10 protein-coding genes are annotated in these 12,739 nt (G+C 68.7%); 5 read left to right on the top strand and 5 right to left on the bottom strand.

What is annotated here, in order from left to right:
* Positions 1-44 precede the first annotated feature (44 nt).
* From ACRX5W_RS11840 to ACRX5W_RS11830, 3 genes are all read left to right on the top strand, one after another.
* On the top strand, positions 45-491 hold the full coding sequence (locus tag ACRX5W_RS11840; protein WP_436787986.1) for an ATP-binding protein: 447 nt from the start codon (positions 45-47) through the stop codon (positions 489-491).
* Between the two features lie 187 nt (positions 492-678).
* Positions 679-4,233 (top strand): HelD family protein, encoded by a 3,555-nt coding sequence (locus ACRX5W_RS11835; protein WP_436787985.1) that lies wholly within the window; start codon positions 679-681, stop codon positions 4,231-4,233.
* A 564-nt stretch (positions 4,234-4,797) separates the two neighbouring features.
* On the top strand, positions 4,798-5,379 hold the full coding sequence (locus ACRX5W_RS11830) for a hypothetical protein (protein ID WP_436787984.1): 582 nt from the start codon (positions 4,798-4,800) through the stop codon (positions 5,377-5,379).
* A gap of 15 nt (positions 5,380-5,394) precedes the next feature.
* Here the strand turns inward: ACRX5W_RS11830 and ACRX5W_RS11825 are convergent, their stop codons facing one another.
* Both ACRX5W_RS11825 and ACRX5W_RS11820 read right to left on the bottom strand, forming a co-directional pair.
* On the bottom strand, positions 5,395-6,024 hold the full coding sequence (locus ACRX5W_RS11825; protein ID WP_436788051.1) for a suppressor of fused domain protein: 630 nt from the start codon (positions 6,022-6,024) through the stop codon (positions 5,395-5,397).
* A gap of 325 nt (positions 6,025-6,349) precedes the next feature.
* On the bottom strand, positions 6,350-7,027 hold the full coding sequence (locus tag ACRX5W_RS11820) for a hypothetical protein (protein WP_436787983.1): 678 nt from the start codon (positions 7,025-7,027) through the stop codon (positions 6,350-6,352).
* A gap of 195 nt (positions 7,028-7,222) precedes the next feature.
* Between ACRX5W_RS11820 and ACRX5W_RS11815 the strand changes: the two genes are divergently transcribed.
* Positions 7,223-8,080 (top strand): hypothetical protein, encoded by an 858-nt coding sequence (locus tag ACRX5W_RS11815; RefSeq protein WP_436787982.1) that lies wholly within the window; start codon positions 7,223-7,225, stop codon positions 8,078-8,080.
* A 163-nt stretch (positions 8,081-8,243) separates the two neighbouring features.
* On the opposite strand, the gene ACRX5W_RS11810 is transcribed toward ACRX5W_RS11815, so the two are convergent.
* The 3 genes from ACRX5W_RS11810 to ACRX5W_RS11800 form a co-directional block, all read right to left on the bottom strand.
* Positions 8,244-8,873 (bottom strand): DUF4331 family protein, encoded by a 630-nt coding sequence (locus tag ACRX5W_RS11810; RefSeq protein ID WP_436788050.1) that lies wholly within the window; start codon positions 8,871-8,873, stop codon positions 8,244-8,246.
* The gene (locus tag ACRX5W_RS11805) at positions 8,855-9,280 is read right to left on the bottom strand and encodes a DUF4331 family protein (RefSeq protein ID WP_436787981.1); all 426 of its coding nucleotides are present in this window, start codon (positions 9,278-9,280) and stop codon (positions 8,855-8,857) included. Before ACRX5W_RS11805 ends, ACRX5W_RS11810 begins: the two co-directional genes overlap by 19 nt.
* A gap of 87 nt (positions 9,281-9,367) precedes the next feature.
* Complete coding sequence (locus ACRX5W_RS11800) at positions 9,368-11,068, bottom strand: helix-turn-helix domain-containing protein (protein ID WP_436787980.1); 1,701 nt, start codon at positions 11,066-11,068, stop codon at positions 9,368-9,370.
* 531 nt (positions 11,069-11,599) lie between these two features.
* Here ACRX5W_RS11800 and ACRX5W_RS11795 point away from each other — a divergent pair.
* Positions 11,600-12,457 (top strand): hypothetical protein, encoded by an 858-nt coding sequence (locus ACRX5W_RS11795; protein WP_436787979.1) that lies wholly within the window; start codon positions 11,600-11,602, stop codon positions 12,455-12,457.
* Positions 12,458-12,739 lie beyond the last annotated feature (282 nt).

The following is a 12,739-nucleotide window of genomic DNA, read 5'->3' as shown; positions in this document are numbered from 1 at the left end:
CGGTCCCTGCCATGGGTCTTGCCTGGTTGGGAACTCTCTGCGCCATGGCAAAGCTCCCGAAGCAACTCAGCACGTCCAACCACACGTTCGTCCAGCAGTTCTCGGCCACCGCACGCGGCGCCCGCCTCGCACGCCGTCTCGCCGCGCACCAACTCGAAGAATGGGGGCTCCCGTACGGCGTCCCCGTCTCCGACGCCGTCGCGCTCGTCGTCGCCGAGCTCGCCAACAACGCCGTTCTCCACGGACACGTTCCCGGACGGCAGTTCGAGCTCCGGCTGTCCTACGACAGCGACGAGAGCAGCATCCGTGTCGAGGTTTGCGACTCCCACCCGGGACGACCCGTGAGTCCGCCGAACGCCGGCACCGACGCCGAAGGCGGACGCGGGCTCATGCTCGTCGCCGCACTCGCAACCCGGTGGGGCGTGTGCGCGGGCGCCACCGCCGGCAAGGTCGTTTTCGCTGAAGTGGCGGTGCCAAAAAACTGTCGGTGAGCCCGAGTTCGGGACTGGCAGGCCCGATTTCCCCGATGTGATCGCCCGTACCTGGCACCCGTCGGCCGAACACGGCGTACGTTATGCGTCGTCCGCCATGATTCAGTGATGTCGCCTGGGGAGAGGACACTGAACGGTTGTAGGCGTGGCGTGGCACCCGCAGGCCACCGGGGGAAGGGGGACGCGCGTGAGCCCGACACCGCGCAAGGCGGTCATCGCGTTCGAACAGAAGGCCGTCGACCGGGCGTACGACTGCTATGAAGCCTCCCTGGCGGCGCTGACCGGGAGTTCGGCCGCCCAGGCCGCAGCCAGTGGCAAGGACAGTATCGGCGCACGCAGCACCGCCGAGGCCATGGCCGAGTCGTACGGCGGACTCGGGGACGAGGCGCTGGTCATCAGCCGCGTCGATGTCGAGGAGCGCACCGGCGACGACCTGGAGACCTGGTACATCGGGCGCCGGCTCGTCACAGACTCCGAGACCAAGGACGTCGTGGTGGTCTCCTGGACCAATCCCATGGCTGCGAAGTGGCGCAACGCGCTGCCCGACGACCCCGGAGACGTACGCCTGCGCCGACAGTTGCGCTGTGCAGGCCGCACGGTTGAGGACTACTTCGACGAGATCGCCTCGGCTGCGGAGCCCACCGAGGTGCACGACGACGACGCCCTTCCGCAGGAGGAACCGGCTGTCGACACCCCCGCGCCGGAGGATGAACCACGTCCCTTCGTGCCGTCCCCGCGCGACATCGAGCGCAAAGTGCGCAAGAAGCCCCGCCAAGTCGACGAGTTCCTGCTGCGGGAGCTTCACCGCTCCCGCAGCGGGCGCATGCGCGACATTGTCGAGACGATCCGGCGCGACCAGATGGCGCTGGTCACCGGCGCCCCCGAAGGTGTCCTGGTCGTGCAGGGCGGTCCGGGCACCGGCAAATCCGCGGTCGGCCTGCACCGTGTGACGTGGCTTGTCGACAACGGGCACTTCAAGGCCGAGGACATCTTGGTCGTCGGTCCACATCAGGGCTTCCTCGACTACGTCGGGCGCGTGCTCCCCACCCTCGGCACGCGGAACGTCACGGCAGTTCAGCTCGCGCTGCTGTGGCCCGGGGAGATCCGTGGCACGGACTCCGCGGAGGCGCGGCTCGTCAAGTCGGACGAGCGCATGGCCGCCGTTCTCGGCCGCCGCGTGGAGGCGGAGTGCCGGCCGGACGCGCTCGATGTCGTCCTCGGCGCACCGGCGCCCGGTCAGATCGAGCCGGCGTTCGTGGTCGCGGTCGGCAGCACGTCGCTGCGGCTGCCGCGTTCGGAGATGCTGGCGCTGCTGGAACGCGCGCGGGAGGGAGGCGGGGCGTACCGCACGCGCCGGGACCGGTTCCGCAATCTGCTCGTCGACCGACTTCTCAACGTGTTGGTGCAGGTCGCCCCGCGTCGTGGGCGCGGTGCGACCATGCGCCGGGACCTGGAGCGCAACCGGCAGGTCGTCGGTGTGGTCGACCGCATCTGGCCCGCGCTCAGTCCCGAAGAGGCGCTGCGGAGTCTGCTGCATTCCCCGGCCCGGCTGCGTGAGTGTGCGTCGGGAGTGCTGGGCGACGACGAACAGGCCGCGCTACACCGTACGCGCGCCAAGAGCGCTGCCGAAGAGGCTTGGACGCTGGACGACTTGGTGTGCCTGGAAGAGCTGCGGTTCCTCATCACCGGCGAACTCCCGCAGCGTTACCGTCACATCGTCGTGGACGAGGCGCAGGACCTGACGCCCATGCAGGCGCGTTCGCTTGCGCGGCGGTGCCCCACCGGGTCGATGACGGTGGTCGGCGATCTCGCCCAGGCGACCGGGCCGCACGCGTACGCGGGTTGGGAGTCTTTGGGCCGGTTGTTCGCCGACGAGAAGGCATGGCAGGTGGCGGAGCTGAACATCAGTTACCGCGTTCCGGCGCAGATCATGGACTTCGTGCGGCCACTGGCCCGGCACGTGGCGCCGGGTTCGCCGTTTCCGCTCGCGGTGCGCGGGGCCGACGGCGAGGCCGTACGCCTCGTGCCGACGACGGTCATGGAGCTGCTCGACGCGACGGTTTCCCGCGTCGTCCGTCTCGTCGGCACCGACGACCGGCGCACTCCGCGGTCGATCGCGGTCATCGTGCCCGACGGGTCCGAATGGCACGACCGGGTGCGCGAGCGGGTCGACGCGACGGACGACATCGGGTCCGCGGCTCGTGCGTCGGTTTTTGTGCTCACGGCGTCGCAGGCCAAGGGCATGGAGTTCGACCACGTGCTGGTCCTCGATCCGACACGGATCGCGGAGGGTGGACCGGCCGGGCTGCGGCAGTTGTACGTGGCCCTGACCCGCAGCACGCAGTCGTTGACCGTGTTCCACACGTTGCCGCTGCCGACGGCGCTTACGGGTGGCTCGGACGAGGACGGTTTCGGGGAAACGGCCGGTGAAGCCGAGCCGCAGCCCGACCGGCTGACCGTGGGGGACACGCTTCGGGTCAAGGTCGTCAGCCGAGGGGCGGGCGGCGTGTGGAAGGTTCAGGCCGTATCCGCCGACGTGGCCGGGCCGCTGCACCTCGTCGTGCGGCACGGCTCGGCGTCGCCCGCGGTCGGCGACGAGTTGGAGTGCTGGGTGGAGCGCGAGGAGGGACGCGGATACCGGCTCTCGGCAAGCGACTTCGGGCGCAGACCGGTCTTTGAGACGGCGGCGGCGCGCTATGCGGCGGCGCTCGGGGTTCTGGCGGAGATCGCCGAGGGCGGCTCGGATGTGCCCGCCGATGCGGCCGGGCGACTTGTGGAGCTCAAGGCACTGGCGAACGGTTGCCTGAACCGGGACCGCGCGGACTGGCTGACCGTCTGGCGGCTGCTGGGTTCGCCCGACGCGGAGCGGTTGGCGAGCCTGCGCGATCTCGCGCACAGCACGCGTGAGGCGGCCCGATGGGGACGGGCGGGCGCCGGCCTCGTCTCCGCGCCGGCGTTCGTGGCCTGGGCTGATGCCTTGGCCGAGGCCAGGCAGGTTCTTGAGCAGGGGGGAGCCGGAGGCGGTTCCTCCCTTGCCGTGGAGGCTGCGGACACAGGGGACGCCGTGGAGGCCGCGGAAACCGTCGAAACTGCGGACGCCGCCGAGCGAACGAGTGCGGAGACGGCCGAGCCTGATGCGGGAGGCGACGTGTACGGCTCGGCGGCGGAGGGCGGCAGCGTACCCGGACAACGATCACATGAGGAGAACGAACTGAACCCCGCCGACTCCGTACGCGACGAGCCCGCAACCGGTCCCGTCGCCACCGCGCGTCGTGCCGCGCCGAGCGACGCGTTCATGGACGCGCTGACGTCGGCCGCGGTTGCCGACCGGCAGGCGAACACGCACGAGGCGGTACGGCATGCGTTGAAGGCCGCCCTGTATTGGGCGGGGCTGGAACCCACCGACTCGCCGGTTGCGGATGTCGTCCGGGAAGGTCCGGACGGCGTCGTCCTCTACGAAGTCCTCGGCGCCGGGGCGACGGCTTACGCGGACCTTCGCGCGGGCGCGACGCGGCTCCAGGAGGTCGACCACACTCTGCCGCGCCCCGCCGACCGCCGGTATCTGGTGTTGGCCGAGCCACCCGCCGAGGACTGGACAACGGAAACCCTGCGGAACGTGTTCGGTGTCCGCCTGCTGTGGTGGACCGACAGCGGTTGGGGCGGCGAGGACATCGCCCGGGCGCTGGGCTCGTCGCCGCAGGCTTCCGAGGCCGGTGAGATTGAGGAACTCCCCGCTTCCTGAGGTCCGTTCACCGTGACAGCGTGTTGCGCAGGCGTTTCGGAAGATCACGAAGGGCGGCACATCGATGGCATGACGGTCCGCGGTCGAACGACCCGAGCCGGGTTTCCGTACCTGGAACCGGTGGGCGTCACGGCCCGGCCACCGATGCGGCGACCGAGAAGGACACGGAGTCACCAGCAGGTGAACGTCCCAGGGCGGGGTCCCCTCGGCGAGAGCGCACAGCTTATCCTCGCTGTGCCGCCGCGCACAGGCTCCGGATGACGTCGGACCTCCGCCTGTCGGCGGTCTCCGGTCAGCCGGAAGCAGGGCGTCCGACTGATGGACCGGATCCGATGCTCAAGGGGAGCGTGCATGTCGATTCCGAACGGCGGTGGATACCCGGCCGGCCCCCCGAACGTGCCGGGCCCGCCCGGCAGCTGGCAGACGCCCCCGCCCGGTGGCCCCTTGCCGCCGGGAATGCCGCCGGGAGGCCCGCCGAGCGGAAGCTGGCCGCCCTCGGGCGGTTACCCGTACGGACCTCCTCCTCCGCCGGGCGGGGGCCGCCGCAACGCGATCATCGCCGCCGTGATCGGCGCCGTCGTGGTGATCGCCGGGATCATCGTCGCGGTCGTCCTCATCACCCAGGGGGACGACGACAGCGGCAAGGTCGCGGACCCGACCGAGAGTGCGACCGGCACCGCGTCCAAGAGTTCGTCGGCGTCGCCGTCCGCATCGTCGTCCACGTCACCGTCGACCTCGCCTTCGAACTCCCCGACCACCCGGCGGCCCACCGCCTCCGCGCCCGATCCCCGGACTGTCCTCGCCAACCTGAACGTCGACGACTGCATCGACATGCCCGCGGCGGCCTTCGTCACGGAACCAATCCACCCCGTCTCGTGCAGCGGCCCGGACGCGCGCTGGAGGATCGTCGACATCTTCCAGGGCACCGACGTCAACGCATGCGGGACGCTGCCGCCGGACCGCGCCGCCGTCGGCCACCTCCAGGAGTTCACCGCGAACGGCCGCGTGGCGTGCCTCGGCTTCACCCGCAACACGACCCTGGAGGACCTCAAGGGCCTCGCGGGCAGCGCAGCCGCGAACATGACACAGCAGCAATTCGACGATCTGCGGCAGGGGTTCGTCGACCGCGGTTACCGGCTCGAATAACGGATACGGTTCGGCTCAGATGAGCGTCGTACGAGCGGTGTCCACAAGGTGCAACGAGTTGGTTCGGGACGCGATCGCCTCCAACACCGCCCGGGTGTGGCCGCCCTTGGCCGCGGCGTACTCGTCCTCGGTCAGCGCGGCGACCTGGAGGAACGCGACCTGACCGTGTGCGGTGTCGATGATGCCCAGGTCCGGATCGACCGCGAACGCCAGTGCGGCCAGCTCTGTCTCAGTGTCCACGCCGAAGGTTCCCGGCGCGACGTGGATCGTGTGACCAGGCGCGAACGGGCGGTTGTCGACGACGTACGAGGCAAGGCGTTGCAGCATCACCGCAGCCCACATCGGCACTTCGTCGTTGTCGTCGCGGCGGGCGACACGCAGGCTGAACTCGAAGCCGAACCCGGAGATTTCCGGATCATCGGTCTCCTTCTCGTACAGCTCCGACATGCCGTAGCCGACGAAATGCCAGTGCGGCGCCGGATGGTCGCGACGGTAAACGGATATCCCGTCGAGCGGATCAGGCCCACCGAGCGCGTACGGCACCTCGGTGGCGAGGTGCCCGAACGGCTCACCCGGTCCGTACACCCGCTCCAGCGCCGCGTCGATGGCCTCCCAGCCCGGCGCTTGCTCGTCGGTGTCCGTCATGCTCACCAGCCCTCCTCAAAACAGCGAAACCGCCCGCGAATCGCGCCCGGCCGGTGCCCCGCCAAGCGCACGGGCCACCCTACGGACGGATCCCCATTGCCACTTCGGCCCTTATCCATCGAGCGTCGACCACGACCGACGCGGACACGCCGGGAAGACGAACCGCATGGCGCGACGCGCACAGTCGAAGCAGCCCGCATCGAACAGGACGGCTGTCATCGAAAGTCCTCGGGCGACGAGAGCCAGGCGCATGGAGAAAGCCAGAGCCAAGTAGCCACCTGGAACGCCGGGGACGGGTCAGGCCTGGATGCCACCGCCCAAGGGCCTACCAATAATCCAGCTTCTCCCAGCCCTGCACGTCCATGTCCACGTGCCTATCTGCCGCGAAACCACCGACGAAAGCCCGCACTTCGTCCCGATCCTCGACGACGCGGCGGAAGTGCCGGTCCTGCGAACCGTCGCGGAACTCCAACGAGAATTCGCCTGCCCCGACCCCCGCGTCGGGTCCCAGCCCGACTTGGACGTACCTCTGGTCCGCTTCCGTCAGGATCAGGAACCAGTTCCGGGCCGAGATGCGACGTACCGCCGCATTCACCACTTCCGGCTCGGGATCCGCGACGGAAAGTCCTTCGCAAGGTTTCAGCAACAATCCCCGAGGGTCACGCAGCGACGGCGGCACATGGAGAACCCCGACTTGGGGATCGAAGCACACCAAGTCATGCCGGCTTGCGAGTTCGAGGACCTGCCGCGCCACGTCGTTCGCCCGCCCCCAGGAGATCGGCATGATCACATGCCGGTCCGAGACGTCCGGCGGCGCGGTCCACGGCCCGGCGTCCGCGGGCGGTTCGGAGTGCAGTGCCGTGAGATCGGCGAGGAATTGCCGTACGTCACCCGCTTCCAGAACCGACAAGTCCTGGTCGACACACAACCGGTTGTATTTTTTCGCAGCCTGCGCGGAGGAAATCCGCTGACTTTCGAACCACACACCGAGGTCAAAGCTCATCCGCACGTCCAGTCCATATACCCATGGTGATCAGGAAAGTCTGACACGGCAGGCGCAGCACCACATGGCGGCGCAAAGCGGATATACCGTGGAGCGGATAGGCCTGGCCCGGATCGTACGGTATTTGGGTGACCGGGAGCCCGAATTCGCCACATGCGGGCGACGTCGACGCCAGGGCAAGGGGGGCATGAGTGGATGTATGACAAGCGGGAAGAAGAAGTACAGTCCAAGGGCAACGCGGATGCGGAAATCGGCGCGACGCCTTTGAACTTCTCGGGCCCGGAGGAAGCTTCTGCCCACACGGACAAAGGAATCGCCGGATCCGACAAAACCACGAACGGCATACCCCGGCCCGTTGTTGCGATCTATGGTCCGCAGTCGGTCACGGAACACGACCCTGTTTACCAAGATGCGTTCTGGTTCGGCGTCATGATGGCTGACTGGGGTTGGGCGGGGCGCACGGCCGGCGGCCTCGGCGTCGATGAGGCCTTCCGCCGCGGCATACAGCACGCGGATGGTGTCTCGTACGAAGTCGGCGGCGGCCGGCAGAGGGAGAACCGAAACGAGACATTGCAGAATGGTGTCCGCGCGATTGTCGTCATCGAAGGCGGTCGGAGCGGTCCGAAACTTGATGACTTCCTTCCGGTCATCAAAACCGGGAAGGTTCCGGTGGTTTTCGTGTCCGGCGTCTTCCGGTCGAGCGCGGAGCGGCCACTTCGGCAAATGGTTGCGACAGGAGACCTCAACAAGAGAATATTCGGAACGGTGAAGTTCGCGCATTTCCTGGAGGAGGCGGCGAGCTGTGTCTTGAAGGTGGACGCCAAACTCATGGCAGAGCGCCGGCGCGCGGCTGAAGGATCTCCTGAAGTGGTTCCACATCATGACATGGGCGCCCACGCACGTAATGTGCGCACAGTGAAAACAACTGATGTGCTCTCGGGCCCACCTGAGACCAACCCTCACCGTACATCCTCAACCGGTCGGATTTCTCGACTGTCGGAGGGAGCGCCGACAACCGAGCGTGGGCGTGAGGGGCCGGAAAAAGCCTTGTGATCCGGAAAAGCCTCGTCACCCGGGTGAGCAACGATTTCGCGTTGTGGGCCAGAGGCCGGCGGTGGCCCCCGTCCCGCAGCTCCGGAGGACGGGGGCCACTGTGCTTGCGCCGAGAGGGGCTGCGGCGCAAGCGTTCTCTGCCGGGCCGTCGACAAGCCCTTGGTCAGGCCGGCTTTGTCGTGGGCTTCGGTACGTAGGGGAATTCCGGGCGGCAGGGGCCGGCGGCGGTGGCGTCGAGGCCCAGGGAGACCGGGGTGCCGAGGACGAGTTCGAACATCACTTCGGGGGTGTTCGTCGTCAGGCCACGCCCGTTGCGGCGGGCCGTGGCGAAGTGGGCTTCCGTGCCCACCTCGTACCACAGCACGTCGGGGAACAACGTGTCCCGCAGGGCCTCCGCGTGGGCCTTGGGGTCCGGGATGGTGCCCATCGCGGTGACCACGGCGGTGGTGTCGCGTACGACGACGTCGCCGTAGCGCTCGCGGTCCTCGCGCGGCTGGGTCGCGTTGAAGTCGACGTCCCGTTCGGCGTCTTCCAGCGCGAAGAGTGTGTTGACGAGCGGTTGCGCGCAGCGGTTGATCTGGCGCCGGCCGCCCGCGTCGGTCGGCAGGACGGTCGCGGCCCAGAAGCCGATCAGGGGCGCGGGCATCACCGTGTCGGCGATTTCCAGCACGATGGCGTTGACATCGGTGCCGGCGAAGATGTTCGTGGCGTCTGCAGGGTCGAAGTCCTCCAACCGCACGGGGCGTCCCTCGGCTATCGCGGTGCGCACGGCGGTCACGACCGTGCCCTCGATCCAGAAGGGGTCGGCAGCCGTGCCGACCCACGCGCGGATCCCGTCGCCGGTCGCAATCGCCGTGGGGTCGCCGCCCGTGGGGTCGGTCGTACCGTCCAGCAGCGGTTCGCCGCGCCCGCGAGCGGGTCCGTTGCCGCGTCACCGTCGATACGGCTCAGGTGCCAGGCCTGTCGTCCGTCCGAGCCGGTCTCGCCGAAGGTGAAGCGGTACGTGATGTTCTCGACCGCGTCGCCGTCCGTGTCGATCTTGAGCTCGTAGCCGCCCTCCGGGTGGAAGCCGCCCGGACCCGAGACAGGGTTGACGTCGACGACGAAGGCCGTGCCCATTGTCCCTCGGAACACATAGGCGTCGCTGATGTCCAACCGGGGGTCCTGTCGGGCCAGTTCGGAATCGAGGTGATGTGACACCGACGTCCTCGCAAGAGGTTTGAATGACTGGGATGCGGAGCGGCTCCGCGGTCGACGTTATGCGTGGCCCAGTCGCCGTCGGCAGGTTCAGCTTGCCCTGTCAGTCCGCCGGGGAGGTTGCAGATCCGTCGGCTGCTGCCCGCCTGTTTCTGCTGCGGCGGCGAGTTCGAGGGACCGCGTCGCGAGCCAGAGGTCGTGGCGTGCGGACGGGGTGTGCAACAGCGAGCGTTCCAGGGCGGTTTCGAGCCGCGTCAGCCGCTTTCGCGTGCCGGTCACGGAGATCCCCAGTGCCCGGGCGGTGGCGCTGAGCCGCGCGTCGGCCTCCAGCCAGGTGAGCAGCGTGCGGGAGCCCCAGGGGAAGGCGTCGACGCGGGCAAGTTGCGTACGAGCCCATTCCGCGACCGCCGGCCCTGCCAGCACATCGTCCAGCGTGGGGTGGACAAACGATTTGCCACTCGGTGCGGAACCGACGCCGGTCGAATCGGCTGACGGCCGCGCCCCTGCCGCATGGGTGCGTGGAAGCGCGTGGACGCGCAGTGCCAGGGACAGGGCGGCCTGGTGGGGAACGTGGTCGAGGTCGAGGCCGAGGATCTCCTCGACGCGGCGGAGCCGGGCCGAGACTGTGTTGCGGTGCAGCCGCAAATAGCGCGTGACGCCGCTGCAGAAGGCAAGCCACCCGCGGACAGTCGTGACAAGTTCGTCCTGCCCGGGATCCTGGGCACGTTTGGGGACGTAGCCCAACAGCGGATCGAGGAGCCGTCGTGCCCAGATCGCACCGGACGGGCCCACCAGCGCGGCGAGTTCGGTGGTGGGGCTGAAGCTGCCCAGGCGGTCGGGATTTTCGCGAGCCACGGGCAGGACATGGAACGCCTGTTCGTATCCCGCGGCGGTGTCGCGCAGCGCGACGACGTCGCTCACGGCGACGACGATGCCCGGGATCGCGCGCGTGGTCGAACGCGCGAAGTCGCCGGTGCCGGTGTCGGCGGGGACGACCGCGACCAGGTGCTGGTCGTACACCGGGCAGCGCACGACCCAGGCTTGGCCGCCGGTTGCCTCGGAGTACAAGGCGGCGACGCGATCGCGTGCGGGCGCGGCGCATTCGACGACGTGGACGCGCGCGGAGTCCGGCAGCGGGGGGCCCAACGCGCCCGCGACCTGGCGGGCCGTCGCGACCTCTCCGAACATGAGCAGATGGAGTACGGACTCCCGGATACGGCTGTCGGCCGCCTGCACGTGGCGGGCGGCTTGTCCGGCCTCGGCCATGGCAACCGCGATCGCCATCAACGGGACGGCGTCGGCGAGGAGTTGCGTCATGCCCTCGGGCAACGGCCGGGCACCGACGGCGGCAAGGACTCTGCGTGTCGGGGTGACCGGCGCATCCCCCGAGACGGGGACCGACATCAGGACACCGGTACGGTCGCCCACATCGAGGACGGCCGAACTACGCCCCTGCGCCAGCATTTCCGCCACATCGGCCTCGCGCAGCACGTCGCTCGGCGCGGTGGCTCCCGCCGACTGGTCGGCCCCCCGGCCCTGGCGTACGACGCCGTGCTGGTCCAGCAGCGCGATCCAACAACCGGTGCGCTCCGCGAGCCAGCGTACGAGTGCTTGTTCGGCTCCGGTCCGAGTCGCGAGCCGGTGCATGTGACGCAGGTCGTGTCCGCGTTGCAGGGCCGAGGACAAGTCTGCGGGCAGGGTGGCGGAGGACTCGCGGGGCACCCCTGGCATCGACCTTTGGCCCGTCATCGGGACCGCCCTGCCCGTGGCTTCTTCGCGTTCGTCCACCATGGCCTCAGCTCCCGTCGGGCCGGGACGTGCGCCGGGAGCGTGGCATGCCGGGCCGCCGACCGTATCCACATCGCGTTGTCACGTGCTGCGTCGATGCCGCCTGGCGCGATGCGCACGCCTGCGTGAGGCCCTGAGCATACGCAAGTCGACTGGTTGGAAGCAGCGGAAAACCCCTCAAACGCAGCGTTGTTCGTGTGTGCGACGCTGCGGGGGCCGCGCCGGCGACAAGTGGGAAGAGATCCGCGCCACGTCCCGTCGTAATCCGGATACACTGTTCATTGCGCATTCATCATGCGTGGCGCACCCGGCTTTCGTTTCGGTGAATTACCCCGAACTGCGTTCATGGGAAGTGCCGGGAATCAAGGTGTGTTTCCCTCACATTTGAGCCGATCGTCGGCAGCAGACTCGTGCGAGTCATTCCCACGCGGGAGGCCCCTCTTTGGCATGCGTCCTCTTCGTATCTCGGACGTGTACCGGCCCGTCGCTGCGGACTCCCCCCGAACTCCCCGTAATCCGAAGGGACTTGCGCGCATGAACAACCGCGCTCTCCATGCGGCGGCGTCCGCTGTCAAACGCCGCCGCAGTAAGAGTCTGTCCGTCTGCGCCGCCGTCGTCAGTTCGCTGGTCGTCCTGACCGCCTGTGGCGGGGACTCCGACGGCCTCGGCGACGCGGCCAACGGCAAAATTCCGGAGCTGGGAGGGGACGCGAGTGGACCGAGCCTGCCCGGCTCGGGCTCCGTGCCCACCCTTCCCAAACCCACCCTCCCGCCCAAACCCGGGTCCACCCCCGGAAAGTGGGAGGGGATGCAGTCGCAGATCAAGGACTTCCCGCACCAGGCCCCGCCGCTGGCCCGGCTCAACGTCGCCGACTGCCGCTCCTACACCGCGGCGCTTGCCGACTACGGCAACCATCCGTCGGGCGGCATGATCGAGAGCAAGGGGACGGTCGAGTTCCCGGGCGCGAACGACTGCACCGGCTGGCGCACCGGTGACGAGGACAGCATCCGCGACATCAAAGCGGGGCACATGGAATACCAAATCGGCTACAACTGCAGCCCCGTATACGAAAACCTCGACCAGATCGGCGACAGGCTGACCGATTACCAGAAGAACGTCAGCGAGGCCAAGCCGGGCACCACCTACAGCCCCCTGTATCGGCTGCCGGAGTTCGACAAGGGCTTCGCCTTCTCCGTGCACCGCGACGGCACCAATGGCTCCTCGGGTGTGACGGCAACCTTCCTCACCGACCAGGGCCTGTGCCAGGTGGGCTTCACCGCGAAGCGCTGGGCACCCAACGACAACGGCAAGGGCCTGAAGTACGTCGGGCTCGACGAGGCCGAGACGTTCAAGGAGTTCGGCCTCATCGTGAACGCCATGCTCGGCGGGTGAGAAAGGAGGCCGGGCGATCGCTGACGACCGCCGCACCGTTTCGTGCGGCCGACGCGTCGCCCGGTGACAGCGGTACGCGACAGACCTGTCGGAAGATCTGTGCCTCCTGGCCGATCCGTTGCCGTCGCCCGTGCGGTCGGCCGCACGGGTCGGCCGTACGGGGTCGGCCGCGGAACACCCACACCCGCGTTGTGAGATCGAGAACGATCTTGTACACGACGCGGGTTATGTTTGCCGCACTCACGGCCCACCGTACGGTCAAGGGTGCTCGGCACGTGGGCG

The organism is Yinghuangia sp. YIM S10712 (assembly GCF_051388935.1).
Lineage (GTDB): Bacteria > Actinomycetota > Actinomycetes > Streptomycetales > Streptomycetaceae > Yinghuangia.
Note: the sequence above shows the minus strand (reverse complement) of the source record. Positions and strands in the feature narration are given on the sequence as shown.